This is a genomic window from Pseudovibrio sp. Ad13, from assembly GCF_001623225.1.
GTDB lineage: Bacteria > Pseudomonadota > Alphaproteobacteria > Rhizobiales > Stappiaceae > Pseudovibrio.
On the sequence record NZ_LMCC01000002.1, the window covers coordinates 250,786 to 277,022 of the forward strand.

The 26,237-nt window shown below is 51.2% G+C and carries 20 protein-coding genes; 8 read left to right on the forward strand and 12 right to left on the reverse strand.

What is annotated here, in order from left to right; genetic code table 11:
- The first annotated feature begins 58 nt into the window (after positions 1–58).
- The 4 genes from hemW (at position 59) to PsAD13_RS02025 (ending at position 4,557) form a co-directional block, all read left to right on the forward strand.
- The gene (gene hemW / locus PsAD13_RS02010) at positions 59–1,222 is read left to right on the forward strand and encodes a radical SAM family heme chaperone HemW (protein WP_063317144.1); all 1,164 of its coding nucleotides are present in this window, start codon (positions 59–61) and stop codon (positions 1,220–1,222) included.
- A gap of 333 nt (positions 1,223–1,555) precedes the next feature.
- Positions 1,556–3,115, forward strand: a complete 1,560-nt coding sequence (gene phaZ, locus PsAD13_RS02015) for a polyhydroxyalkanoate depolymerase (protein WP_084404618.1) — start codon at positions 1,556–1,558, stop codon at positions 3,113–3,115.
- 108 nt (positions 3,116–3,223) lie between these two features.
- Positions 3,224–3,637: a DUF2852 domain-containing protein gene (locus PsAD13_RS02020; RefSeq protein ID WP_063317145.1), complete on the forward strand. Its 414-nt coding sequence runs from the start codon at positions 3,224–3,226 to the stop codon at positions 3,635–3,637.
- A gap of 176 nt (positions 3,638–3,813) precedes the next feature.
- Positions 3,814–4,557: a SprT family zinc-dependent metalloprotease gene (locus PsAD13_RS02025; protein ID WP_063317146.1), complete on the forward strand. Its 744-nt coding sequence runs from the start codon at positions 3,814–3,816 to the stop codon at positions 4,555–4,557.
- Here PsAD13_RS02025 and PsAD13_RS02030 read toward each other — a convergent pair whose 3' ends face one another.
- From PsAD13_RS02030 to rsmI, 7 genes are all read right to left on the reverse strand, one after another.
- A complete protein-coding gene (locus PsAD13_RS02030) occupies positions 4,558–6,960 on the reverse strand; it encodes a PBP1A family penicillin-binding protein (RefSeq protein WP_244275086.1) in 2,403 nt (800 codons plus the stop codon).
- A 294-nt stretch (positions 6,961–7,254) separates the two neighbouring features.
- Positions 7,255–8,097 (reverse strand): GNAT family N-acyltransferase, encoded by an 843-nt coding sequence (locus tag PsAD13_RS02040; RefSeq protein ID WP_153040832.1) that lies wholly within the window; start codon positions 8,095–8,097, stop codon positions 7,255–7,257.
- Positions 8,098–8,457: 360 nt separating this feature from the next.
- Positions 8,458–10,695 (reverse strand): PAS domain-containing hybrid sensor histidine kinase/response regulator, encoded by a 2,238-nt coding sequence (locus tag PsAD13_RS02045; RefSeq protein WP_208986380.1) that lies wholly within the window; start codon positions 10,693–10,695, stop codon positions 8,458–8,460.
- 64 nt (positions 10,696–10,759) lie between these two features.
- Positions 10,760–12,286, reverse strand: coding sequence for a YifB family Mg chelatase-like AAA ATPase (locus PsAD13_RS02050; protein ID WP_063317148.1), 1,527 nt, complete (start codon positions 12,284–12,286; stop codon positions 10,760–10,762).
- Positions 12,287–12,465: 179 nt separating this feature from the next.
- Positions 12,466–13,440, reverse strand: a complete 975-nt coding sequence (gshB, locus tag PsAD13_RS02055) for a glutathione synthase (RefSeq protein WP_084404619.1) — start codon at positions 13,438–13,440, stop codon at positions 12,466–12,468.
- 118 nt (positions 13,441–13,558) lie between these two features.
- Positions 13,559–13,966, reverse strand: a complete 408-nt coding sequence (locus PsAD13_RS02060; RefSeq protein ID WP_153040833.1) for a YraN family protein — start codon at positions 13,964–13,966, stop codon at positions 13,559–13,561.
- Positions 13,932–14,852 (reverse strand): 16S rRNA (cytidine(1402)-2'-O)-methyltransferase, encoded by a 921-nt coding sequence (gene rsmI, locus PsAD13_RS02065; protein WP_063317149.1) that lies wholly within the window; start codon positions 14,850–14,852, stop codon positions 13,932–13,934. Before rsmI ends, PsAD13_RS02060 begins: the two co-directional genes overlap by 35 nt.
- A gap of 357 nt (positions 14,853–15,209) precedes the next feature.
- Between rsmI and PsAD13_RS02070 the strand changes: the two genes are divergently transcribed.
- The 3 genes from PsAD13_RS02070 to coaBC all read left to right on the forward strand — a co-directional run bounded on the left by PsAD13_RS02070 (position 15,210) and on the right by coaBC (position 18,319).
- Entirely contained in the window at positions 15,210–16,442 is a 1,233-nt protein-coding gene (locus PsAD13_RS02070; protein ID WP_063317150.1) for a penicillin-binding protein activator, read from the forward strand.
- Positions 16,443–16,601: 159 nt separating this feature from the next.
- The gene (locus PsAD13_RS02075) at positions 16,602–16,967 is read left to right on the forward strand and encodes a hypothetical protein (RefSeq protein WP_057463154.1); all 366 of its coding nucleotides are present in this window, start codon (positions 16,602–16,604) and stop codon (positions 16,965–16,967) included.
- Positions 16,968–17,116: 149 nt separating this feature from the next.
- On the forward strand, positions 17,117–18,319 hold the full coding sequence (gene coaBC, locus PsAD13_RS02080; protein WP_063317151.1) for a bifunctional phosphopantothenoylcysteine decarboxylase/phosphopantothenate--cysteine ligase CoaBC: 1,203 nt from the start codon (positions 17,117–17,119) through the stop codon (positions 18,317–18,319).
- A 58-nt stretch (positions 18,320–18,377) separates the two neighbouring features.
- On the opposite strand, the gene PsAD13_RS02085 is transcribed toward coaBC, so the two are convergent.
- The 4 genes from PsAD13_RS02085 to PsAD13_RS02100 form a co-directional block, all read right to left on the reverse strand.
- A complete protein-coding gene (locus PsAD13_RS02085) occupies positions 18,378–20,024 on the reverse strand; it encodes a GMC family oxidoreductase N-terminal domain-containing protein (protein ID WP_063317152.1) in 1,647 nt (548 codons plus the stop codon).
- 252 nt (positions 20,025–20,276) lie between these two features.
- Complete coding sequence (locus PsAD13_RS02090; RefSeq protein WP_063317153.1) at positions 20,277–20,777, reverse strand: MmcB family DNA repair protein; 501 nt, start codon at positions 20,775–20,777, stop codon at positions 20,277–20,279.
- Positions 20,778–20,852: 75 nt separating this feature from the next.
- Positions 20,853–21,878 (reverse strand): hypothetical protein, encoded by a 1,026-nt coding sequence (locus PsAD13_RS02095; RefSeq protein ID WP_208986381.1) that lies wholly within the window; start codon positions 21,876–21,878, stop codon positions 20,853–20,855.
- Positions 21,879–21,934: 56 nt separating this feature from the next.
- On the reverse strand, positions 21,935–23,305 hold the full coding sequence (locus tag PsAD13_RS02100; RefSeq protein ID WP_063317155.1) for a DEAD/DEAH box helicase: 1,371 nt from the start codon (positions 23,303–23,305) through the stop codon (positions 21,935–21,937).
- A 438-nt stretch (positions 23,306–23,743) separates the two neighbouring features.
- On the opposite strand from PsAD13_RS02100, the gene PsAD13_RS02105 reads away from it, so the two are divergent.
- Positions 23,744–24,061 carry a metalloregulator ArsR/SmtB family transcription factor gene (locus tag PsAD13_RS02105; RefSeq protein ID WP_057463148.1) on the forward strand — a complete coding sequence of 106 codons (318 nt, stop codon included), beginning with the start codon at positions 23,744–23,746 and terminating at the stop codon, positions 24,059–24,061.
- An 11-nt stretch (positions 24,062–24,072) separates the two neighbouring features.
- On the opposite strand, the gene PsAD13_RS02110 is transcribed toward PsAD13_RS02105, so the two are convergent.
- Entirely contained in the window at positions 24,073–26,076 is a 2,004-nt protein-coding gene (locus PsAD13_RS02110) for a bifunctional DedA family/phosphatase PAP2 family protein (RefSeq protein WP_063317156.1), read from the reverse strand.
- Positions 26,077–26,237 lie beyond the last annotated feature (161 nt).

Consider the following 26,237-nt stretch of genomic DNA (forward strand, 5'->3'; position numbering starts at 1 on the left):
TACCGGTTTTCGGATAAGAACTCGTGCAAAATACGTTGGCAATCACAAAGGAAAAAGAATGACTGTGTCACCGGTTGGCGGCTTTGGGATTTACGTGCATTGGCCTTTTTGTTTGGCAAAATGCCCATATTGCGACTTTAACTCCCACGTGCGCCACCAGCCGGTTTCGCAGGAACATTACGCCAAAGCTCTGGCAACAGAGCTGGCACGCTATGCGCAGATGGTGCCGGGTCGCACGGTTGACTCCGTCTTCTTCGGCGGCGGCACGCCATCTTTGATGGAGCCGAAAACCGTTGAGACAATCCTCAATGAAGTTGCGCGCCTCTGGCATCTGCCGTCCACCGCTGAAATCTCCATGGAAGCCAACCCAACCAGCGTGGAAGCAACCCGCTTTGCAGGCTACAGATCTGCAGGCGTAAACCGCCTCTCCGTTGGTATTCAGGCATTGGATGACAAGGAGCTGAAGATCCTTGGTCGCCAGCACTCTGTTTCGGAGGCGATTCAAGCTGTTGAAATTGCGCGCAAAAATTTCCCTCGCATCTCGTTTGATCTGATCTACGCCCGCCCAAATCAAACCTTGACGGCATGGGAGCAAGAGCTCAACCGTGCTATCGATCTGGCCGCTGATCACCTCTCCATGTATCAGCTCACCATCGAAAGCGGCACCATGTTCCAGCGCTTGTATGCGGCTGGAAAGCTGGAGATGCTGGACCCTGATCTAGCCGCAGACATGTTTGACCTGACACAGAAGGTCACCGCAGCACGCGGTTTGCCATCCTATGAGGTCTCAAACCATGCGGCGCCTGACGCTCAGTGCCAGCACAACCTCATTTACTGGCGTTATGGTGATTACGTCGGTGTTGGACCGGGTGCACACGGCCGATTGACGCTGGAAGATGGCACCAAGCTGGCAACCTCGACTGAAAAACATCCGGAAACATGGCTAGGTTTGGTTGAAAGTCAGGGCCACGGCTCTATTTCTGAAGACATACTTGGTCATGGCGAGCAGGGTGACGAGTTGTTGTTGATGGGTATGCGATTGCATGAAGGCATTGACGTACCACGTTATGAACAGCTCTCTGGCCGTCAGTTCAATCCGCAGAGATTGTTAAATCTGCAGGAAAACGGCATGGTAGAATGGGTAAGCAACACTCGCCTGCGTGCAACGCAAGCTGGCTTTCCCCTACTGGATGCCGTAATTGCTGAGCTGGCTTCCGATTAGCATTCCCAAATAAAATTCATTAGCGATTTCAACTTAGTGAAATAATTGCAGTCGAACTACTCGATTCGATTGGGGTATTAATTTACATATTGTGCAATGCAACATAATTGATTACACTGACATGTACCTCAGCGATGGTGAAGAACCTATTGATCTTCAATGCAAGTTAAGGTTGGTTTGAATTTCTCCATGAGTCTATGTTGCTGAAAAGGTATAGAGCTGTCTATACTTTTGCGGTGCAGCACTTCGGGCTAAAGTGTATTCGTGTTGCGGAAATCAAGAATTACATGAACAAGAGTTGGCTGAAGCGAACGTCTTGGGAGGAAACATTCTGTGCTGTTCTACCACTTGTATGAAATGAACCATGCAGCGATGTCCCCTGTCCGGGCTGCAGCGGACATGACAAGATTGTGCTTTCAAAACCCGCTCAATCCCATGTCACACACGCAGGTTGGTCGCACGGTTGCTGCATCCTGTGAGATGCTTGAGCGCGTAACCCGTCGTTATGGCAAGCCGGAGTTTGAGCTCGACACTACTGTCGTGGATGGCAAAGAAGTAGACATCACGGAAGAAATCATCTGGGCGAAACCATTTTGCGGCCTGTTGCACTTCAAGCGTGATTTACCTCAAAGCAGAAAAGACGATCCTAAAATTCTGATCGTCTCGCCCATGTCTGGCCACTATGCAACTCTTCTGCGCGGCACTGTTGAAGCCTTACTGCCAAATCTGGATGTTTACATCACGGACTGGGAAGACGCGCGTCAGGTGCCCGTCGCTGATGGCCGTTTCGACCTTGACGATTACATCGAATACATCATGCAGATGTTGCATTATCTGGGGCCAAATACGCACGTTCTGGCGGTTTGCCAGCCATCCGTTCCAGTTTATGCAGCCGTTGCCTTGATGGAAGAGAACGGAGACAAATGCGCTCCGGCGACTATGACGCTGATGGGTGGCCCAATTGACACCCGCGAAGCGCCAACCGCCGTGAATGATCTGGCCGTCGAAAAAGGTATCGATTGGTTCAAGCGCAATGTTGTTATGGAAGTTCCTTTTCCGCACAAAGGCTTCACACGACAGGTTTATCCGGGCTTCCTCCAGCTCTCTGGCTTCATGAGCATGAATCTGGACCGGCACATGGTTGCCCATCGCGATTTCTTCCAGCATCTGATTGAGGGTGATGGTGACAGCGCTGAGAAGCATCGTGACTTCTATGATGAATATCTCGCTGTTATGGATCTGACCTCCGAATTCTATCTCCAGACCGTGGAGACCGTGTTCATCGAGCATTCGCTGCCAAAAGGCGAAATGATGCATCGTGGCAAGATGGTTGATCCGAAAAAGATCACCGGCACGGCGCTGTTTACTGTTGAAGGCGAAAACGACGACATTTCTGGTGTTGGCCAAACCCAAGCGGCTCAAAAACTGGCTGAAAACATCCCATCCAGCCGCCGGTTGCACTACATCCAGCCGGGTGTAGGCCATTACGGTGTGTTTAACGGTTCAAAGTATCGTTCTGAAATCGCGCCACGTATCGTCAAGTTCATTCAGGATAATCCAAGAAACGTGCGTGCGGAGCAAGTTTCCAAACGTGCAGCGAAAAAGACCCTGCGTGAAAACACCTCTGAGAAAATTGCGGGTGATCCACTACGCGAAATCCTGCTTGCTGAACCAAAAGGCGCTGCAGATGACCTGCAGTTGATCAGCGGTGTTGGACCTAAACTAGAGCGGGCCTTGAACGGCGCAGGTATCTTCCACTACTGGCAAATTGCAAATCTGACAGAACATCAGGCCGCGGCGCTGGACGATCGTTTGGATATTCGCGGACGCATGGTTCGGGATAATTGGGTTGAGCAGGCACGCCGTCTCAATGAAACAGTGCATTCCAACTGAACGTAAGTGAAGATAACCCGTCGTCTAATAAAATTTCATTCTATCTCTTGAAAGTAAAATAAAATCATCCCATCTCAAGCTTGTTGATTTGAGAAAGGGGTGATTTTAATGAATGTAAATGCAATAAAACCCTCCTGGAATCCTATAAGTATTGCACTTATGGTTCTTGGATTCGTAGTTTTCTGGCCTCTTGGCCTTGCTATGCTTGCCTACATCTTATGGGGCGACAACTTTAATGGCTGGAAGCGTGAAGCTAAATGCCAGTGGAATCGTAGCAACTTGAAAAATACGATGGACAATATGCAAAATGCGACCCGCAGCGGTAATGCTGCATTTGACGACTACCGTGAAAAAGAGCTGACCCGCTTGGAAGAAGAGCGCAGAAAGCTTGATAGCATGCGTCAGGAATTCGATGATTACATGAACGACCTGCGTCGGGCTAAAGATCAGGAAGAATTCGACCGCTTCATGAGAAACCGCCACAACCGTCCAGGTGAGCCATCTGCTGGTGAAGCAATCTAGTGGTTCTCAAAGGTTCATAATAAGTATCTGGTGCTCTGCTCTCGCAGGGCACCCTTTTGTGCGTTGAGGCTTACTCGCAAAGCAACACACTCGCTAAAGTAATTCGCACTAGTCGACTTTCAAATCGCCCCTTTCTCTGCAATAACGAGAGCGGCCAGTGCAATTTTTGAGGTGATATGGGGTTCTTTGCGACAAAGGTTTTGCCAGAGTTTATTGAGGTGGATCTGGGGAATAAGCCTCTGCAAGTTCGCCTGAAACGCAACTCCAGAGCAAAACGCTATATCCTTAGAATTCCCCCTGGAGACCCAACACCTGTCATCACCGTTCCTGCCCGCGGCAATCTGAAAACAGCTCAGGATTTCGCCAACCGACAAGTCGAGTGGTTGAAGCAAAGACTGGGTTCTCGTCCGGATACCATCAAGTTTGAAGAGGGTGCGCGCATCCCCATTAAAGGTGTCCTGCACACCTTACGGTCTTCTGGCAAACTGCGTGGGCTTGCGAAGCTTGATCTCGAAGAAGAGACGGATGAACCGCTGTTGTTGCTGCCGGGCGAAACCCAAAGCTTTCATCGAAAAACCAAAGATTTTCTGCGCAAATCAGCCAAAGAAAGTCTTGAGGAACACGTACAACATTTCACAAAGCAGCTTGGACGCAACTACCATAGCATCACATTGCGAGACACCAAGAGCCGATGGGGATCCTGCTCGTATGATGGGAAACTATCGTTCTCCTGGCGCCTTGTGATGGCACCACCCGACATTTTGGAGTACGTAGCCGCTCACGAAGTGGCTCACTTGGTGAAACTGGATCATTCACCAGAGTTCTGGCGTGTTTGTGAGCAGTTAGCACCCCACACAAAGCAAGCCCAACGCTGGCTCAAAGAGCACGGCTCTCAACTTCACCTTTACGGACAAGAATAGCTAGCCACCGCCAAACAACCTTCCAAGCAGGTCCAGAGGGCTTGTGCTGGTGTTGTTTTGCGGGCGCGGAGCTGTTGTTGCTTGAATTGCAGGCCTTGGTGGCTGTGGTTGCTGAGGAGCTGCCACAAATGTTGGTTGACGACGCTTAGGCGCAGTGCCCGGTTTCAATAATGGTGATGTTTCGGCAAGATTAATCGGCACACCCGGCAGTCTGGCAATCGGGATACCCTGATGCTCTGTCTCCATCACCCATGCCCAGATTTCAGCTGGCAGTGTACCCCCACTCACCTTCTTCATTGGCTTGTTATTATCATTCCCAAGCCAAACCGCAGTGGTGAGCGAGTTTGTATAACCAATGAACCACGCATCTTTATAGCCTTGCGTTGTACCGGTTTTGCCTCCCGCGGGTCGTCCAGCCAACAAAGCTCGCTTTCCTGTGCCACCATAAACTGTCTGCGCCATCATAGTGTTGATTTCACTCAGCTTATCTCCGCGAACGACGCGTCCTGTACCATCACCGGAACGGCGATAAAGCACTTTGCCATGTTCATTTCGAATTTGCCGTACCACATGAGGAACGACACCATATCCGCCATTGGAGAAAGGCACATACGCAGCTGCAATCTCAAGCGGAGTGACCTCAGAAGTTCCAAGAGCGATGGATGGATTGGACTTGAGCGCGGATGTAATGCCCAGACGGCGTGCTGTACGCGCCACATTGGCCGGGCCAACCTCATGCGCCAGCTTTGCTGCAACGGTGTTGATCGAAAATGCAAGCGCTTGCGTCAGTGTCACATCGCCATAGTATCGCTTGGTGTAGTTCTTCGGCGTCCAGCCCCTGTAGGTGACACGAGCATCCCTGCGGACAGTATTAGGGGTCATACCCCGTTCCAATGCCGCAAGATAAACAAACGGTTTGAAGGCAGATCCCGGCTGTCTGCGTGCATATACAGCGCGGTTGAACTGGCTTTTCCGATAATCAACACCGCCAACCAGAGCACGAATTGCACCACTGCGATTGAGCGTAACAACCGCGCCTTGAGTGACATTAAACTCTCGGCGAGACTCCGCAATTCGAGTGGTCAGTGCCGTTTCTGCTGCTTGCTGCATGTCCCAATCGATGGTGGTATCGACAATAATGTCCTCACCAATGGAACCCACGAAGCCGGGTAGCAACTCCATCACGTAATCAGCAACATAATTGCCACTGCTGCTGTTGTGGCTTGTAACCACGTGCGCTGGGTTGAACAATGCGTTCTTGGCGTCATCAGCGGTGATGAAGCCAGCCTTGTGCATTGATGCGATCACCACCTGCGCACGCCCCTCTGCAAGAGCGGCATTGCGTGTGGGGGCATACTTACTAGGTGCTTTCAGCAGTCCTGCTATGGTTGCCGCTTCAGCAAGGTTGATGAGATGAGCGGACTTTCCAAAATAAACCCGCGACGCGGCATCAACACCATAAGCCCCTGCGCCGAGATAAACCCGGTTAAGGTACATCTCCAGAATTTCGTCCTTGCTGTAATTCCACTCCAACCACAGCGCCATCACCACTTCCTGCATCTTACGTTGCATGGTGCGCTCAGGCTTTAGGAACAGGTTTTTCGCCAGCTGCTGTGTGAGTGTTGACCCGCCCTGCACAGTGCGCCCGCTGGTGTAATTGACAAATGCAGCGCGGGCAAGACCGATTGGATCGATGCCGAAATGATACCTGAACCGCCTGTCTTCGATAGCCATCACAGCTTCAGGCAGATACGTAGGTAACTGCTCCAGACGGACCGCCTCTCCACCGGTATCGCCACGATTGGCAATCAAGGTGCCGTTTGCTGAAACGATGCGCACGTTAGGTGGGCGTTGTGGAACAGCCCACTCCGAAGCTGGTGGCAAATGCGCAGCGTAATAGGTGAGAATTCCGCCAACAACGACAATCCCCCAAATGCCGAGAACGACACTCCAATACATGGAAAAGCGAAAGGACTTCCACAAGAACCGCCGAAACTTGCTTTGGCTCTTTGGCTTGCCAGAGGAGGTTGCTGCATCAAGAGCTGCCAGTGTTTGTTGACGTGCCTTGCGGCTAGGTTTTTTGGCAGGCTTCTTGACTGGCGCTCCTTGCACAGGTCTGGGACGTTGAGGTGCAGGTTTTCTGGCCTGTGCCGTTGGGTTTTGCGGTGAAGAGCGTTGCCCTGATGATGATTGCTTGCTTGGAGCGTTGGCTTTGCTCGGACGGCGAATATAATCTTCGACCTCGTCCGGACGCAATGCGACGCCTTGTAAGCGTGGGCGTTGAGGTTGTGCTGGGCGTTTGGGACGCTGTCCCTCAGGGTGTTGAGGCGGCTTGCCGGAAGGGCGTTGCCCGGGGCGCACTGGCCTCCGTTTTCTGCCATTTCCATTTTGGCCTGTCGCCATAACTCTAAAACACCCCAGTACCGATCACTCAAATTTTGGGCAAATATTGCCATGAAAGATTGAGCAAGCCTGAACAAATTCAGGCTGCTGACCGCTTGGGAGGGAGGTCGCAACCTGGATACAAAACACGAACGATTTTAGGGAAACACGCTTAATTGTGCGTTAAGCTATTGAGGTGAATTGCGTGCAGTTGGCTGGGAAATGCCACAAATATGCAGAGATTCTAGCGCTCCTACGCAAATAAAAAGGGCGGAAACCCGCCCTCTCCATTTTGAGATACTAGTAGCTCTGTGATCAGCTGGAATACCGGCTGGCATCTTGGCCATAGTAGTTCACATAGCGCGAGTTCAGCTTGGACACTGGCATGATGATCAAAACATCAGTGGTGCCGAACTGGTGATCAACAACGGCTCCGTTACCGATATAGGCGCCAAGGCGTAGATATCCTTTAATCAGCGGTGGCAGAGAACGCAGCGCAGCGCGTTGATCCACCTGATCTTTCGCAATGCGGTTCATCTCCACATACTGGTCCGGCAGCGCTGATACATGCCATTCTTCTGGCGCACTAGCAAAGTGATGCAGGAAGGAAAGCTGCTCAGCAAGAAGATCAGGATCAGTACCTTCGATAGAGGCACAGCCGATCATTACATCTACATTGTGCGTCAACACATAAGACCAGATGCCATGCCATAGCAATTCTACGGTCTTCTTGGTGCGATAAGGTTTCAAAACACAAGAACGACCGAGTTCCATGAAATTGAGATCACTGTGGCGATCCAGAATCCCTTGAATATCAAACTCGCCTGCTGTGTAGAAACCGCCATTGAGCTGTGCAAGTTCCTGACGGAGCAATCGGTAAGTGCCTACGATCTGCGGCTTGAGTTTGGAAAATGGTTTGTTGCGAACCTGACTATTGTGATCAACGACCAATAGATGATCACAAATCTCGTCATAACTGTCGCGATCAAGACGCGATAACTGAGTTTGTGCATCTGCAATAGCGGACATCTCTTCGTAAAACACTTCGTAGCGTAAACGCTGAGATTGCTTGAGTTCTTTGACTCCGTTGGAAAGACGAACCTCGAGTGGGCCGACCTTACCGAGGCTTTGTCCTGCCTCCGGCATTTTTCCAAGCATTGCCTGAGGGATCCACCGCGGCGCAGGTCGCCCTGACAACTTGCTCGGTGTAAACTTTTTTAGGACTTTCATCGGGGAGATATGTCCAGATCCAGCCATACTATTATTATCTCATATTGCTTAGGTGTTTATGAAACAATGCAATAATGAGAACGCCTTTCTGAATTTGCACCAATCGAGTCACCCATGTCAATTTTGGGTAGTCAATCTGTGATATAAGCCCATTTTAGGACAGTTGAGTGACATAACACCAACATTTACCCGCGTAACGACGCTCACATCTGCTAAACAATGCTGCGGTCGCGGTTAATCTGAGTATAACAACCGCCTCGTGATATTGAACAGGCTAAATATACCGAGCTATCCCTTAGCATAGCGTTTTAAAACAGCTTCGAGATCCTGCTTTTTTAGGGGTTTGCTTAAAAAACCGTCTGCTCCGGCATTAAGAGCCTCTTCTTTTGCGTCTGGCATAACGTCTGCTGAAACAACATAAATTGGCACTTGCGATGCAGATTTTTCTTCCCGGCCTCTAATTTTTGAGATGGCTTCAAGTCCATCCAGACCGGGCATGTGCAGATCCATGAGCACAATATCAAATGAGCCGCTGGCACAGAGCGAAACAGCCTTATGCCCATCCTCAGCAAGCGAGGATGTGTGGCCCAGTTTGCCCAGCAATGCTTCAACCAGCATCCAGTTAATTGGATTGTCTTCGGCCACTAACACATTGAGATTTGTACTCTGGCCTTGTGGTGTAGATGCCACCTCTTCTTCTGTGACATCGTTGTCTACCACGTCAGTTTGCAGCGAGCTGGGTGAGAGCACCCGAAGCAGTGAGCTGCGACGCACAGGACGGGTCAAGTAACCAGAAAACTCTCCGGTCTTGATATCGGCAATCCGCGCCCGTTCCTGAGGTTTAATGAGGACAAAGATCTCCGGTGCACTCTCAGATTGCTGCCCATAGAAATTGCGAATGCGTTCTACATATTCTTCACCAACAAGCAAACGGTCAAATTGTATCGTAAGAGGCAAATCTTCAAGTTCATCTGCTGCCAGAACCTTGGTGTGATTGTAACCGCTTGTGCTCAGCGTTTTATAGACGAGGTCGGCCTCAATCTGATTGCTGGTTATGATCGCGATACGATCATTATGGTCTTTTACAAAGTCCTCTGAAATCTCATCAACTGGCATCTCAAGAAGGAAAGTGGAGCCACAACCCAGCTGGCTTTGAACGGTGAGCGAACTTTCCATAAGCTCCGCGAGTCGTTTGGAGATTGCCAAGCCCAGGCCTGCTCCATCGAACTTGCGGTCTCGCCCATATTCACCCTGTTCAAATTCCCGGAAGATGCGAGCTGCTGTGACGTCATCCATGCCGGGGCCAGTATCTTGAACAGCGAACTCCAGCAAGTGGTGGCCTGTAGTATCCGTAGTGACTTGCAGGACTAAAGAAACACCGCCTTCTTCTGTAAATTTGATCGCGTTTCCAACCAGATTGTATAGGATTTGCTGCAACCGTGCCGGGTCACTCTGGATGGTTTTTGGTACGGCTGGATTGATAAATGAACCAATCTGCAACCCCTTTGCATGGGCTTTGGGAGAGAGCAGCTCCACAACGCGTTCCACTAACGGAGCAAGTTCAACATTGCCAGTCTCCAACTCCAGTTTTCCCGCTTCGATCTTGGAGTAATCAAGTACCTCATCAATGAGCATTAAAAGTGTGGAGCCTGATGCTTTGATCGCATTAATGTAATTTTGCTGCTCTGCAGTGGTTGTCGTGTCATGCAACAAATCTGCCATGCCCAAGACACCGTTTAAGGGCGTACGAATTTCGTGACTGACCATCGCGAGGAAGCGAGATTTTGCCTCGCTGGCATTTGCAGCATGATCGCGATCTTCCCGCAGTTTTTGCTCTGCTTGTCGCCTATCTGTGACATCCGTCAGGATCCACTGAATGATAGGAGCTCCACCGCTGCCATCACGAATGCTCAGGCGCAGGTGTGAATACCAGCGGGTGCCATGTTTTGTGCGCAAAGCAACGTCTTCGGTAGTCCCAGCAGCCCCTTCCTCAAGATCAGGAGTAAAGTCATCGGCATAAGGCAGATGAATAGCTCCTCCGATCTCAACTCCAAACCCAGCTGGAAAATTGCGTTTACCTGCATCATTGACTGACAGCACCACCCCATTGCTATCACAACGGATCACGATAGCGCCCAGCGCATCCAGAATGGAACGATGCCGATCATCCGCTTCACGTAATTGCCAGTCAGTATCGCTAGCTAATTCAGATGGGTCTTCAAGTTGCTCCACCTCACTCTGGATTTGAGCTGTCTTCCAACTTTGGGCGATAACATCACTTGCTGGAAACCGACGAAACAAGACAGCGCCAGCCCCAAAAGCAAGCAACACAACATAGAAACCTTGCAAGGACTGCCAATCGGTCAGCAACAACGCAATCAGCAAGCATATAACGCCCACGAAAATGGAGAGGCCCTTTAGAACAAAGGAGGATTTCTCGGTGATTTCGCTTTGCTTAATCAGAGACACGCGCGCCTGAGTAACAACATGGGTGCTCTCCTCAGTTTTCAGTCTCCGTTTCAACACAGCTTTTGCTCCACCCGAACTATTTCGGTAAATCAGTAAAATTAAATTGGTAGGATATAACAGATTATGCTGCTGCCAAATAGGCTGAAGAGCGTTTGAAGCTCAGGGCCTCGGCCAGGTGAATGCGCTGAACGGACTCTGACCCGTCCATATCTGCGATTGTCCGTGATAGTTTCAAAACACGATGGTATCCACGTGCAGAAAGACCAAATTGTATGGAGGCCTGTTCAATCAACTCTTTACTGCCTTGATCCAATGCAACAATCTGCTCGATGGTCCGTGCACTGGCATGTGCGTTGACAGTGATATCTAACCCAAGAGAGGCATAGCGAGCTTGCTGTATTGCACGAGCACGCGCAACACGTTGAGCAACCACCTGCGAACTCTCAGAAGTGCGCGGGCTGATCAGGTCTCTTGCAGAAACCGCGGGAACATGAAGTTGCAAATCCATCCGGTCCACGAAAGGCCCGGACACTCGCGACTGGTAAGAACTGGCGCATTTATCACCTCGCCTGCAAGTATGTCCCGGTTCTCCTGCATATCCGCAACGACAAGGGTTCATCGCAGCAACCACTTGCACTATGGATGGATAGCTCACCCGATAATTGGCGCGAACAATCGTCGCCACACCGTTCTCAATAGGCTGCCTCAAGCTGTCCAGAACGGAGCTATCGAACTCTGGCAGCTCATCCAAAAAAAGCACACCATTGTGAGCCATGGACACTTCACCGGGTCTGGCTTTTATGCCACCGCCAACCAATGAGGCCATGGATGCGGAGTGATGTGGTGCTCGGAAGGGACGTTGATTGCTCAATGCGCCATCTTCCAACTCTCCTGATATGGAAGCGATCATGGATACTTCCAGAAGTTCGCGAGCTGAAAGTGGTGGCAAAAGAGCGGGTAACCTGCTTGCGAGTAAAGTCTTTCCAGAACCTGGAGGACCAACCATCATCAGGTTATGAGAGCCTGCCGCAGCAATCTCTAGTGCCCGCTTCGCTGTTTCCTGACCTCGAATATCGGCAAGATCCAGTGAACTGGCAGCTTGTGGAGAGCTACGCGGTTCTGGGGCAGAAAGAGTAATATCACCTTTCAATGCGCGGTAGAGCTGAACCAGTGATCCTGCAGCCATAATCTTCAGGTTCTCATCCGCCCATGCCGCTTCAGAGCCGCAACTTTCCGGACAGATCAAACCTTTCCCGTTTGCAACAGCAGCGATTGCAGCTGGGAGGGCTCCGTTTACGTGTGAAATGCTGCCATCCAGTGAGAGCTCACCTAGAACGAGGAAACCTTCGACAGCTTCCGCAGGCAGTGCCCCCATCGCCACCAAGAGGCCAAGTGCAATAGGAAGGTCATAATGAGATCCTTCCTTTGGCAGGTCAGCCGGCGCAAGATTAACCGTCACGCGTTTGGCTGGTAGCGCCAGGCCCGAGGCAATGAGAGCTGAACGAACCCGCTCTTTGCTCTCTGCAATTGCCTTGTCGGGCAGACCAACAAGAGTGAAATAGACGGATCCGGGGCTAATCTGGACCTGCACGTCAACATTTGCAGCGTCGACACCCTGAAAGGAAACGGTAGAGATGCGAGCAAACACCTGACACTCCTGCGGCCACAATTAATCATCATTGTAGTAATTAAGCAGGAACGAATGAGAAACACACAAGCCTTGAATACTCAGAAATACGAAAGCTCCCATAAGAAGCTCTACCTGAATTCTCGGAGTTCATGATGAAAAAGAAAAGCCCTGCTGAAGAACAGGGCTTTTGCTACTTTTTAGGCTTCCAGCTTTTTCTCAAGCACATCCCAGACCATGCCGGCCACATCTGGCCCGCCCAGCTTCTGGATCGCTCGAATGCCAGTTGGGGCAGTCACGTTGATTTCAGTGAGGTTTCCGTCAATCACATCGATTCCAACGAGAATGAGCCCCTGCTCTTTCAGTGTCGGCCCAAGGCGTGCGCAAATCTCTCTTTCGCGCTCGGTCAGGTCACTGTCTTTTGGAGATCCGCCACGCACCATGTTGGAGCGTAAGTCACCTTCTGCAGGCACACGGTTCACTGCACCAGCAAACTCACCATCAACCAGGAGAATGCGCTTATCACCGTGCTTCACATTCGGCAGAAACTTCTGAATCACCCAAGGCTCGCGGAATGTGACGGAGAAGAAGTCGTAAAGAGACCCATAGTTCAGGTCATCCTTGGTCACGCGGAAAACAGCAGCTCCACCATGTCCAAACAGCGGTTTCATCACGATGTCGCTATGGATGTTGCGGAACTCATCAACCTCCTCGCGATCGTGAGTGATCAGCGTTGGCGGCATCAGGTCCGCAAACTGGGTCACAAACAGTTTCTCTGGTGCATTACGCACAGAGACTGGATTGTTCAGAACGAGCGTCGTCTCGGAAAGCTTTTCGAGAATGTGGGTCGCAGCGATGTAAGCCAGATCAAATGGAGGATCCTGTCGCATCAGAACGACGTCCATCTCAGACATGTCAACGCGCTGAGGCTCACCAAAACTGAAGTGATTGCCTGCTTCGTCGCGCACGGTTACCGGCTCAACGCGGCACATAACCTTTTCACCCCACAGCGCCAGACGCTCTGGTGTGTAGTGATACAGTTCATAACCACGATCCTGCGCTTCTAGCATCAGAGCAAAAGCACTGTCGCCCGCAATGTTGATGGTAGAGATATGGTCCATCTGTACGGCAACTTTAAGCGGCCGCTTGGCACCAGAAGAAGCTGCTTGGGACATGAGGCACTCCTGAAATAAGGCTGGGATAGAAATCCATGTAAATAAAAATGGATGTTAGCTGCAGATATGTGGGTCAGAAAGCAATTTGTCTACATTTTTGCGATAAAATATTTGTTTCCTAAAAAATTTCAGCTTCAAAAAGATTAGGGAAGTGCTGGGCTTCTCCGTGTTTGGGAAGAATAACCGCATCAAATCGCAAGGTTTTTCCAACCACATCGTTGTGGTGTGAAACCCATTCTCGGGCGGCATTTGCAATCCTTCGTTGAGAGCGTTGCGTGATTGCATATAAGCCATCATCCACACCCCGTCTGGCTTTCACCTCCACAAACACAATCGTTTGGTCTTGTTCGGCGATCAAATCGATCTCGCCCTGCTTGGTTTTGTAGCGTCTTTCAAGAATCTGCCAGCCAGCCTGGCGAAGCAGCATCTCTGCTTTCAACTCCGCCTGCAGGCCTTTTCGGTAAGCCGCCTGCTTCTTCAGAAGGCTGCTTTTAGTCGCTCTCGGGCTCTTCTGCCGTTCCTGCATTTTTAAGCTCCATCGCACGGGTATAAATCGTCTTTCGATCCAACCCGGTCGCTTTGGAGACTTTTTTGGCTGCTGCGCTCACTGGCATTTCTTTCAATGCCTCATGCAACAGCGCGTCTGCATCAACCTCGGTCAGTTCCTGCTCTTCAGGTGGTGAGACAAGAATAACAATTTCTCCCTTGGGGCGATCCCCCGAATAGAAATCACTCAGTTCTGCAAGAGAGCCACGCTGGAAAGTCTCAAACCGCTTGGTCAGCTCGCGGGCAACAGCTGCTTTACGCTTTCCAAGAACTTCAGTCATATCGACAAGAGAAGCCCCAACTCTGTGAGGGCTCTCATAAAACACCAGTGTCGCCGGAATATCTTTCAATTCTTCAAGGCGTTTCTTTCTGCCATGGGTCTTATTGGGCAAAAAGCCAGCAAACAAAATGGTATCAGAAGGCAAACCTGCACCTACCAGACCACTCAACATGGCTGAAGCACCTGGAATTGGCACAACCTTGTGCCCATGCTCCACCACATCACCTACAAGTCGAAAACCGGGATCAGAAATGAGCGGCGTACCTGCATCTGAGACCAGTGCAACGGCTCGACCTGCGCCCAATGCCTCTAAAATTTTGGGAAGTTGCCTGTGGGCATTGTGCTCATGATAGGTCATCATCTGCGTGCGAATGCCATAACGCTGTAACAAAACACCCGTCACACGAGTATCTTCGCAGGCAATAAGATCGCAAGCCGCCAAAGTTTCCAGCGCACGGATTGTGATGTCCTGCAGATTGCCGATTGGGGTTGAAACGATGTGCAGTCCCGGTTCAATCCGTTTAGCCGTTAGCGAATGCTCGCTAATGTAGTATTTCCGCTCAGATGCAGCTTCGGAATGATCCATGGTCGCCTCGTGAAAGCTCCAGAATGGAGCAAGTTTTGCACAGTAGAGAGTGCACATCTAACCAACAAACCGCAAAATGACTAATTACAACGGGGAGTTTTTGACAGAATCCTTAAAAAAATCGCGGATTTCCTTGGGTTGAGGCTGTATTAACTGCGTTGGATCTGTAGAAATAAACCAAACTAAGGCGTATCTCCGAGAAGTGGGGTCCGGTTTTCGGATAAGAGTATGCGTAAAATAATCGATTAGAGCATGGCGCGTGAGCAATCGCGACGAGTTCTAAATGTAAATTGCCGGATTTCATCCCTTGCAAAACGGGGGATTGATCGAACGGCCTTCGGAATAGATGGGGCATCCATGAGCTTAGGATCAGCCACACTGCGTGGAATGAGCTTCCGCAAACTTGTGACAGGGGCTGCACTTGGCGTCTCCTTCTTGTTGGCTGGCTGTGTTAATTCACCTAACTTCTCATCGGTGAACACTCCTTTTCAGCCTGATTTGAACCCGAACGGCCAGCCGCAACTGGTTTCAGGCCGTGCCATTGGCAATGGCTCCGTTCGTGTTGGCCTGCTGCTGCCATACTCTGGCGAAGGTCAATCCGCTGCTTCTGTTGCCACTCTTTTCGAAAACTCCGCCAAGCTTGCACTTGAGGATTTTCAGGGAGCTGACATCCAGCTGCTCGTAAAAGACACTGGCGGAACCTCTGAGGGCGCAAGCATTGCTGCCCAGCAGGCGATCAGTGAAGGCGCAGAACTCCTCATTGGTCCGGTTTTTGCCCCGGCTGTTCAGGGTGCTTCTGCCGTTGCTCGCCGGTCTGGTGTTCCAATCGTTGCATTCTCCTCTGATATCAATGCGGCAAAGCCGGGCACGTACCTGCTCAGCTACCTGCCAGTATCTGACGTGAACCGCATTGTGTCTTATGCAGCAGAACAAGAGCGTGGCTCCTATTCTGCACTGTTGCCAAACAATGCCTATGGTGCGGTGGCTGAAGCTGCATTCCGTCAGGCTGTTGGGCAGACAAATGGCCGTATCATCACCATCGAGCGCTACATCCCGGGCAATGCTGAAGACATCCGCGCTCGCGTTGCCAGCCTGAGCCGCTCTATTTCGCAGGTGGACACTCTGTTTGTTCCTGAAGGGGGCGGTGTTCCTCCATTTGTGATGCAGGTGATGACCGAAATGGGTGCAAGCCTTGGTGAAGTGAAGATGATCGGCAGTGGTCAATGGAACACACCGGACATCCTCCAGTCTCCTGTCATGGTTGGCAGTTGGTTCCCCGGGCCGGATAACCAGAGCTTCGAGCGTCTCGCGACCCGTTACCGAGAAACCTATGGCGCTCAACCACCGCGCAATGCGTCCTTGGCTTATGATGCAACCATTCTGGCCGCTGGGCTGGTCCGCTCCGCTGGACCTGATCGCTTCTCTGACCGTGTGTTGACCAATCGTGATGGTTTCCTCGGTATTGATGGTATCTTCCGCTTCCAGCAAGATGGCCTGAATGACCGTGGACTTGCGGTTTATGCTGTTTCTGGCAAGAGGACTGCAGAACCAATTGCACCAGCACCTCGCAGCTTCTCTGGCCAATTCTAGGCTCCGAAACTTCTGATGCTGAAAGCCTCGCTCGCAAGAGCGGGGCTTTTTTGTGTTTAGCTCTGATAAATCTCTCCAATTGCACTTGTTATCTTGGGGCTGTGGTGATCGAAAAAGCCTAATCTGCATTGGCAAAATCGCCATTAAAGGCAAGGAGCCATGCAGGAACTACGCTTTCATCATGTCGGTATTCCCACCAGCGAAAAGCTGCCGGAAACGCACCACAACAAAACCCTCAAACTCACTGCAACAGGTTATTTTGAGGGTCCTTATGCCATTGAGTGGATGAACTTTGATGATGACAACCCACTCCCCGAGATAATCAAGACAACCCCTCATGTTGCCTATGTGGTTGATGACCTTACCGAAGCTTTGCAAGGTAAGAATGTTATTTTGTCTCCGGAAAGTCCGGCCAAAGGCGTTTGGGTCGCCTTCATTCTGGAGGGTAGAAACCTCATCGAACTCATGCAATTTGACAAGCCCGAAGAAGAAATTTGGCCTCATCCCGGAAAATTCAGGATCTGAAGGCGCTGCACTGTTACCGCGATTTACCCAATGAGACGAAAGGCCTTTAGGAAACTAATGAAATCCGGAGTGAAAACGGATAGAAATACCTCAGGAAATGAGTTGGCGGGCCTGATGGTGATCAAGCCTGCGCAAAAGGTGGTTTTAAAATGCTTTCAGACAAGCGCATTCTCCTCATCATCACAGGCGGTATTGCAGCCTATAAATCGCTGGATCTGATCCGCCGCCTGCAAGAGCGAGGCGCGAAAGTTCGGGCAATTCTGACCAACGGTGGTTCCCAGTTCATCACACCGCTTGCTGTTGGTGCGTTGACGGGCGACACAGTCTTCACCGAGCTGTTTGATAGAGAAGCCGAGCACGATGTCGGCCACATCCGCTTGTCACGAGAGGCGGATCTCGTCGTCGTCGCCCCAGCCACCGCAAACATCATGGCAAAGATGGCGCACGGGCTGGCTGACGATCTGGCCTCCTGCGTATTGCTGGCCAATGACAAACCGGTCCTCGTTGCTCCTGCTATGAACTCCAAAATGTGGAGCCATCCGGCCACCCAACGCAATGTTGCTCAGTTGAAAGCGGGCGGCCTGAATTTTGTTGGCCCCAATGCGGGCGAGATGGCGGAAAAAGGCGAAGCAGGCTATGGCCGCGTGTCCGAGCCGCTGGAAATTGTCGCCGCGATTGAAGATCTCCTTTCTCCCAAAGAACAGCCTCTGAAGGGCAAACGCATTGTCATCACCGCTGGCCCAACCCATGAGCCAATTGATCCAGTGCGTTACATCGCCAATCGATCCTCCGGCAAACAGGGCTATGCCATTGCAGAAGCTGCGGCAAATGCTGGAGCGCAAGTGACGCTTGTCTCAGGCCCAACAGTTCTGTCAGACCCGAAAGGCGTTGAGACAATCCGCGTAGAGTCTGCAAGCGCTATGCTGGCCGCAGTTGAATGTGCCTTACCAGCTGACATCGCGATCATGGCTGCAGCCGTAGCAGACTGGCGGGTTGCTCACGATAGCAACCAGAAAATCAAGAAAGACGGAACAGGCTTGCCACCAGCTCTGAGCCTTGTCGAAAATCCGGATATTCTGAAGACAGTAGGACATTTGCAGGGCAAACGACCGAAGCTAGTGGTTGGTTTTGCTGCCGAAACAAATGATTTGATCAATAACGCCCGCGGAAAGCTGGAGCGTAAAGGCGCTGATTTGATTGTAGCAAACGATGTCAGCCCAGAGAATAACGTCATGGGCGGCGACAACAACACCGTCCGTCTCGTGACCCATAACGGCGTGGAAGACTGGCCGAAAATGGGTAAGGACGAAGTCGCTCGCCAGCTTGTCAAAAAGATTGCAGAGCTGGCTTAACCCGCTCACCTAACAGTCTCGTTAGAAGGCCGGTAAGTTCGTACCGGCCTTTTGCTGTTTAGGCCGAAACCTGCTCGCTTTCGTGTTCTGCACTCAAAAGCGGTTTACCGAGGATCATGTCTGAAGCCTTCTCGGCAATCATGATTGTCGGCGCATTCGTATTGCCTGAGATCAGCGAAGGCATCGTAGAAGCATCAATCACTCGCAGGCCTTCCAGTCCGTGCACTTTCAGGTCCGGCCCGACGACCGACATTTCATCTGTGCCCATTTTGCAAGTGCCAACAGGATGATAGATCGTCTCCGCCCTCTCCCGCACCGCTTGCTTGATACTGCGCTCATCACGGCCAAACTCGTAGAGCATGTCCTCCCTATAGTCTGAGAGCTCTGGCCCTTCCAGAATGTCCCGTGTCATGCGGATACCCTTCACCAACACATCCATGTCTTCCGGATCTGTCAGATATTTCGGGTCAATACGCGGAGCATCCATCGGGTTTGCTGAGTTGAGCCCAACTTCCCCGGTTGATTTTGGCCGCAAAACGCAAACGTGACAGCCAAACCCGTATCCGCCATAGAGCTTCCGACCATGGTCATCGATGATGGAGATGACGAAATGTAGTTGAACGTCAGGCCTGTCCAGTTCCGGGTTGGTCTTCAAAAAAGCCCCACCCTCTGCTGCCGGAGAAGCAATTATGCCAGACCCATCCTTCCGCCAGCGCAGTATCTCCTTGATCAGCTGAATGCCCGGCTTCAAGCCCAGTCCCAGCATATCCGTTTTATTAGAGCGGTAGCTGATGGTGTAATCCAGATGATCCTGCAGGTTCTTGCCCACACCTGGCAGGTCATGCAGGACCGGAATGTTGTGTTTCGCCAGCTCATCCGCTGGCCCAATGCCAGAAAGCATAAGCAACTGCGGAGACTGGAAAGCGCCAGCTGAGACAATAACCTCACGACTTGCTTTCACTATCGCAAGTTTGCCCTTCTGGTTGTATTCAACACCAACGGCTTTCTTGCCTTCAAACAACACCCGAGTGCTACGGGCATAGGTAATCACGGTCAGATTGGGGCGATCCATAACGGGATGAAGGTAGGCAGCAGCAGCTGAACAGCGTTCGCCCTTTTTGTCGTCCTCATGGAACTGCGTGACCTGATAAAGCCCAACGCCCTCCTGATCACCGCTGTTAAAGTCATTGTTGCGTTTAATCTGCCTGCCTTCAGCTGCAGCTAAAAAGGCGTGCGAGATTGGAAGAGGCGAACGTTGCTCGGAAACGTGTAAAGGCCCATCGGCCCCATGCATTCTGCTTTCACCGCGCTGATTGCATTCAGACTTTTTGAAGTAGGGCAGTACATCATCAAAGGACCACCCTTCAGCACCCTGCTCCACCCAACCATCATAATCCTGTTTTTGGCCGCGGATATAAAGTTGCGCGTTGATTGCGCTGGAGCCACCCAAAGCCTTGCCGCGTGGATGGAATGTGGTTCTGTCGTTCAGCTCCGTTTGCGGAACCGAGTTAAAAGCCCAGTTGTTGATGGCAAAGGGCTTTGCGGAAACCATCGCTGCAATGCCAAGAGGTGCCCGTACCAGAACGGACTTTCCTTCACCTCCAGCCTCAAGCAGGCAAACCGTTATTGAAGGGTCTTCTGTAAGTCGGGCTGCAAGCACACACCCTGCTGAGCCGCCTCCAACAATCACATAATCAAAATCCATTGCGCCCCTCCCCAGAAACACACCACACGCCCGAAAGCCCTCACTTCTTCCGGAAATGAAACAGCAAAAATGTCTAAAGCACTTTTCTCTCGCCCCAATACGGACAAGCTGTTTTATGTTTTAATGTTAGTGAGCCTTTCCCCAAACGGAAACCTGAACATTCTGGTGAGTATGTTATGCGCTAAACTTCTCTGAGGGCGTTCTTTGAAAATAACATTTGAACGCAGAGGCTTGCTGAGGTTCTTCCCCAGTTTATCCCCTGCGCAGGTTTCTCTGGTTCGGGTCAGTCAGATCGTGCAGTCTGTTCGCCGCAGCCTGCGCAAATCGCAAAATCACCGCTTTACGGGTTGCAGCAGAAAGCTTGTGTTCCGGTGCTTCGCGAATGATTTCTGCCATGTAGTCATCAGCCAGAATGAAGCCGGTTTGTTCTGGAAAAATCTCTTGCGGAACGTCTGCGCTGGTAGCGAAAAATAGCCGGTCGCAATAATCGCGATACTCATGCCATTTATTGTCTGCTTTGAAGTCCTCGATTGATGACTTGATCTCGATAATCCAAATCTCGGATTTCTTGCCAAGAACCACCAGATCAGCCCGACGGCCTGAGGCCAATGTGATTTCTGGCAGGCTCGTATGACCCAGCACTCGCAGATAGCGCTGCACCCCACGCTGGATTTTCAACGCACGCTCGGATTGACGACCATCGACCAGCGGATCATCCAGTTGAACGCGATTTGAGCCCTTCACAAATTCCATGAAACCGTTCCCACTTTGTTCTTAGTGATACTATCAAGCTGCCCTACAATTTCAATCCAAGATTAGATCAGGGCTTCACTGAGTTTCAGGTAAAACGAAATCCAGCTTTGCTGCCAACTGCAACATCCGTTCATCAATCGGAAACTGTGCTGCGCAGTTAGCAAGGGCTTCCCGAGCTTTTGTGTGCTCAAAGCAGCTTGAATACAACTCGGCTGCACCTATCAAAAAACTCTTGCGCCAACGCTTTGGTGTCGTCTTCAACACGGCATCACATTGCAAGGTACTATCCCACTCCTGAAGCAGTTCAGCGCCCTCTTGAGGCTTTCCTTGCAACGCAAGATGTTCGGCCTTTAGCAACCCATAGCCCGGATTTGCAGAGAGTGCTCTCGATACATCTGGCAGATGCATCACTCTGCCTTCTGCGAGCGCTTGCCCCAGACGAACGAAACCCGCGCAGTCAGCAAGGCTTGGCGTGATAAGGAGACCTCGCGCCCTAAGCAGCTCAGCAACATCGCGCTGAAACGTCTTGATCAGCTGGCGAATAATGTTGAGAGAGTAGAGCTGATCATGCAACGCATGCGGCCCTGCAACCCCATAATAAAACCGGTTTGCACAATGCGGCAATCGCTGCGCGGCAAGGTATCCGTTCGTGTCAACCCAATCGAATAGCCCGAAGAAGAGGTGAACGGGATACTTCATACTCTCTGATAGAAGCGCCAGTAGATCTACTTTTTCATGAGCAGAAGGTGCCAGGTATGCAGCGCTCTGTGAGCCAACCACACCCAGCTCCAGCTCCGTTGAAAATGCATAAATCTCACCGTCCTGACGCCGCAGGCCGGTCACCAACGCCCCATAAGCCCCCATGGATGCGCCGTAATAGATGATGCGCTCCGGGTTCTCTTGCGCAATCGCTTCGTCAATCGCACAGTCAATGCTCTGTTGAGCACTAAGGTACCACTGCGATTGGATATCATTCAGAAAAACACAGGAATGCTGTGTCTTTGCAAACAAGCGCTCCAGCCCGAATTTACCAGAGGGTATCCGGACCTGAGAGAAAACAACCAGTAACACACCGCTGCGACCACCGGATTGGAACTTCACTTCCAATCCGTGAGATACACTCGGTACTGTCGTAAGCCCCTGCATTGAGCGGAGGCTTAAGGCTTCTTGCGCTTGAGATAAACGCCACCACCGGAAGCAGGTGCTGAAGAACTGTCAGATGACTTGCTAGGCGACCGGCGTGGTGGTGCTTTTTTACCCGGCTTGGCAGAAGATTTGCCCTTTGGCTTTTGAGCGAATTTACCGCCGCCCGGGCCTTTCCGCTGCCCACCAAGTTTCTGTTTTTTGCCCGCCAATTGCGCACTGCTGCGTGCGCTTTTCGGCTCGCGATCTGATGGGAAGAAGGTGTATCCATCCATCTCGGGGATCTTCTTGCCGATCAACTTCTGAACAGCACGCAGCATACCGCGATCTTCTGGCAAACAGAACGTAATAGCGTTTCCGCTCTTACCCGCACGCGCCGTACGGCCAATGCGATGCACGTAGTTCTCGGTCGCGTTCGGCATGTCAAAGTTGATCACATGCGAAATGTCTGAAACGTCAATTCCGCGGGCTGCAACATCAGTCGCAACAAGGGTTTTCAGCTTACCGCCTTTGAACTTGTCCAGCGTCTTCTGGCGTTCTGCCTGAGACATGTCGCCATGAATAGCTTCTGCTGGCACACCGTCTGCGTTCAGCCGGGCAGCTAGTCGCGCACTGCCTTTTTTGGTGAGCGTAAACACAAGAGCGCGCTCGCACTCTTCCGTTTCAAGCAGCGTCTTCAGCAGCGGATACTTGGCGTTATCTTCCAGATGCGCGATCTTCTGAATTACAGCTTCTACTGTTGTTGCTGGTGGCGCAGTGCTCACCTCAACAGGATCGCTTAGGAAGCGACCAGCAAACTCACGAATTTCTGCAGGCATAGTTGCTGAGAACAGCAGTGTCTGCCGTTTTTCCGGCAGCAGATAAGCAATCTCTTCCAGTTCTGCGATAAAGCCGAGATCAAGCATCTGGTCCGCTTCATCGAGAACAAAAATCTCCAGCTCATCAAAGCTGACGCCGTTCTTGCGGTGCAAGTCGAGCAGTCGGCCAGGTGTTGCCACAAGCACATCCAGACCACGCTGCAAAGCACGGAACTGCGGAGGAAACGGCACACCGCCAACAACGCAGCTGGAGTACATTTTGGTACGACCTGAATAGGCCTTGATGTTCTTTGAAATCTGATCCGCCAGCTCGCGGGTTGGCGTCAGAATAAGGCTGCGCACGCTCTTTGGCGCTGCGCGATACCGGCTCTCAAGCAAGCGCTGAAGAAGCGGCACTGCGAAAGCTGCGGTTTTACCCGTTCCGGTCTGAGCAAGACCAAGCAGGTCCTTGCCATCCAGAATGTATGGAATAGCGTTTTCCTGAATAGGTGTTGGCTCGTCATAACCTTTAGATTTCAGGGCGATCTGAAATGGTTTTGCAACGCCAAGTTTGTCGAAGTCGGTCAAAAGTGATCTTTCGAATGAGCAGAGTGTCCGAAGCCGGTTCTGCTGATTTCATCATGTGTTTTTTGCGCGTCCCGGAAAAGTAGAAACCGTTTTTCGATTTAGGATGCGCACAAAACAAGCTTGAAGAAGTTTGCCTTCGAGAAATCCAGCACAAAAGCAGGCAGCTTCAATTAATTCTACTGGAATAGTCTCTGAGGCTCGGTTTGATCGGGCTATTAACATAGACCCGCCACATTATGCTAGAATTATTGCAGGAGAGCATAATATTCTGGTTGTCCCGACAAGAAAAGGACGACAAATTTGGTTAGAGTAGTCCAGCTACTTGCATGTTTCATGTTCTTCTTTATGTATGGGGACCAAGAATAATGACGCTGCTTTTATGGCCCACATCCTATAAATGGCCTGCTGCTAATAACATTAAAGATTAGGGTTCGAGCTTTGATTGATGCAAATTTTGAAGACTTAGAAGAAAACGCTGAGGAAGCTTCGCGGCTTCTTGCTAACATGGCGCATCCCAAGCGCTTGATGGTGTTGTGTCGACTGGTACAGAGCGAATGTACTGTAGGTGAACTTGCCGAAGCTGTTAATCTTAGTCAGTCCGCGCTGTCTCAACACCTTGCCAAGATGCGTGCCAGCAATCTGGTGTCCACCCGCCGTAGCGCCCAGACGATCTATTATTCTCTGGCAAGTGCCGAAGTGGAATCCGTTCTGCAAACTCTCTACGGCCTGTATTGCGCTCCTCAGGAAAAAGCCTAGCAGGGCCTGCTTTAAGGCCCCGCAATTACCACAGAGCTACCATCCCACCTGCGCTTCTCTTCTGCATTTGGTAGCTGGTTGAACATGTGAAGGTCCACTGGAATTTCATCTTCAGACTTCAGACCTGAAAACTCACCAAACAGACGGACGGTTTCTTCGTCCAGCGCACCGCCGATATACAGATTGGAAACCTCTCCGCTCACATCGGAGAGTTTGAACCGGGTTTCCCAGAGCCAAAACACCTGTCTGTGGTCCTGATCGCTTTCGTAAACCATCGTCAGCGCAGGCAGAAAGCCTGCATTGGTGTGTGGTACCGGAGGCAGTTCGCCAGCAGGTGTCTCGCCTTTCAGGTATCCAGTCGCCGTTGGAACAGACCATTCCGGAGCCTTGCGCCAGCCCAGGTCTGTCAGTTGTTTTTCCAACTGCTCCGGCGTGCCGGACCATTGCAGTGTTATCGGCTCTTCCAGTTCACCCGTAATGGATACACGCTTGGCAGGCAGCAAACGCCAGTCCTGCAAGCGCCAGCTGGATTTTTGGATCACAACGGATTCACTGCGCGGCTCATAAGCCTCAGCAGTTGTCTTATAATTGGTGCTGATGTGCCAGACGGAAGCAATCGCCAGTGCACTCAGCGAAATGATCGTCAGCGCTGTTCTGCCGACTTTCTCGTTGTGAATGTGCCCAAACACGAATGAGAAGAAGAAGACCGTACCGGAGCCAAACAAGAGACCTGCCAGAACGTCTGAAAGCCAATGCGCGCCAAGATAAACTCGTGAAAACCCGATCAGGATCGCAAAGGTTGCCGCCACAGAATAGATGATCGTCTTGCTCAGACGGGAACGATCATGAGCCACCAAAACCGCAATGACCCCGATTAAAACCGTATTGATCGTCGCATGCCCGGATGGAAATGAAAATGCGTCCGCTCCAGAGTACAGCTCAATCGGGCGATCGCGGCCAATCAATGCCTTGGTGATCACCACAAAGATTGAGGAGCTGACAATCGCGATGACAAAGCCTGTCGCTCTGCGCCATGCCTTCCGTCCAAACAAATAAAGCCCAACAGCCAGTGTCACGGTTGCAGTGACATGTCCATCGCCCATCATGGTGATCATAACCATGACCTTATCGATGATCGGTGTCCGGGCGATCTGGAAGAAGTTGCTGATCGCAAGATCAGCCCGCGCCATCGGCATTCCCGGCGCCACAGCACCTGTAAACCAAATGAAGCCGGGCAGCGTGACAAGCAGGAAGAACGCAGAAACCAGCATCCCCACACTACGTGGGTTTTCAGGGTCATACGTCCGTGCAACCCATTGGCTGAAGCGATCAGGACGGCGGGCAAACCAATTGACTGTTGCCTGATGAGAACCGCCAACGATTGGCAGAATAAACATGATCAGCCAGCGGATCAGGGCCACGGCAATCAAAAGAACCAGCAGCAAGCCACCAAGAATAATCGCCAGACGCGTATTGAACTCGCCAATCGCAAACAGAGCTGAGCCAGCCATCACACCTGGTATCAAATGGATTGCGGCCCATGCGAAGGCTGATGTTACGTTGAAGAACGTAAAGCGGCCAAAACTCATGTCCGCCATACCGGCAATTCCGGGTACCACAGACTTCACACCTGGCACAAAACGGCCAATGAAGATGCTCTTACCACCATGTTTGGCAAAATAGTCTTCACCGCGCTGCAACCAATCCGGATACCTGCTTAATGGCCAGATGGTGCGCACTTTGTCTTTGTAAAAGTAGCCAAACCAGTAGGAGAACGCGTCGCCCGTTACGGCGCCTGCGGTTGTCCATAAAAAGATGCTCAGAAAGGGCAGCTCGCCAAGGCCAATAAGCGTTCCGGCGCCCACAAGAACAACCGTGCTTGGAAACACCAGTCCAATCAGAAAGAGCGCTTCGCCCATTGCGACGATAAAACAGATAAGGCCAGCGAACGCTGGGTTTGCTGCAATGAAATCAACAATGTGGTTGAGGAATGTGGTGACGAAATCGACGTTCACTGAAAAGTCTCTAGCTCTTTCATAAATGACTTAGATCGCTGGGTGACTGCTTGAAATGTATACATAGTGCCAAGGTGACCAAAATAAGGTCTGCATTCTGTTACATTTATATGCAGGCATCTGGCGCTTTGAAAGGGAAATAACAAGCCCTAATCCCTTCA

Excerpts from the sequence above, each read along its gene's own strand:
- hemW (WP_063317144.1), top strand. The coding sequence starts at position 59 with ATGACTGTGTCACCGGTTGGCGGCTTTGGGATTTACGTGCATTGGCCT.
- PsAD13_RS02020 (WP_063317145.1), top strand. The coding sequence starts at position 3,224 with ATGAATGTAAATGCAATAAAACCCTCCTGGAATCCTATAAGTATTGCA.
- PsAD13_RS02025 (WP_063317146.1), top strand. The coding sequence starts at position 3,814 with ATGGGGTTCTTTGCGACAAAGGTTTTGCCAGAGTTTATTGAGGTGGAT.
- PsAD13_RS02030 (WP_244275086.1), bottom strand. The coding sequence starts at position 6,960 with ATGGCGACAGGCCAAAATGGAAATGGCAGAAAACGGAGGCCAGTGCGC.
- PsAD13_RS02040 (WP_153040832.1), bottom strand. The coding sequence starts at position 8,097 with ATGCTTGGAAAAATGCCGGAGGCAGGACAAAGCCTCGGTAAGGTCGGC.
- gshB (WP_084404619.1), bottom strand. The coding sequence starts at position 13,440 with ATGTCCCAAGCAGCTTCTTCTGGTGCCAAGCGGCCGCTTAAAGTTGCC.
- PsAD13_RS02060 (WP_153040833.1), bottom strand. The coding sequence starts at position 13,966 with ATGCAGGAACGGCAGAAGAGCCCGAGAGCGACTAAAAGCAGCCTTCTG.
- rsmI (WP_063317149.1), bottom strand. The coding sequence starts at position 14,852 with ATGGATCATTCCGAAGCTGCATCTGAGCGGAAATACTACATTAGCGAG.
- PsAD13_RS02070 (WP_063317150.1), top strand. The coding sequence starts at position 15,210 with ATGAGCTTAGGATCAGCCACACTGCGTGGAATGAGCTTCCGCAAACTT.
- PsAD13_RS02075 (WP_057463154.1), top strand. The coding sequence starts at position 16,602 with ATGCAGGAACTACGCTTTCATCATGTCGGTATTCCCACCAGCGAAAAG.
- coaBC (WP_063317151.1), top strand. The coding sequence starts at position 17,117 with ATGCTTTCAGACAAGCGCATTCTCCTCATCATCACAGGCGGTATTGCA.
- PsAD13_RS02085 (WP_063317152.1), bottom strand. The coding sequence starts at position 20,024 with ATGGATTTTGATTATGTGATTGTTGGAGGCGGCTCAGCAGGGTGTGTG.
- PsAD13_RS02090 (WP_063317153.1), bottom strand. The coding sequence starts at position 20,777 with ATGGAATTTGTGAAGGGCTCAAATCGCGTTCAACTGGATGATCCGCTG.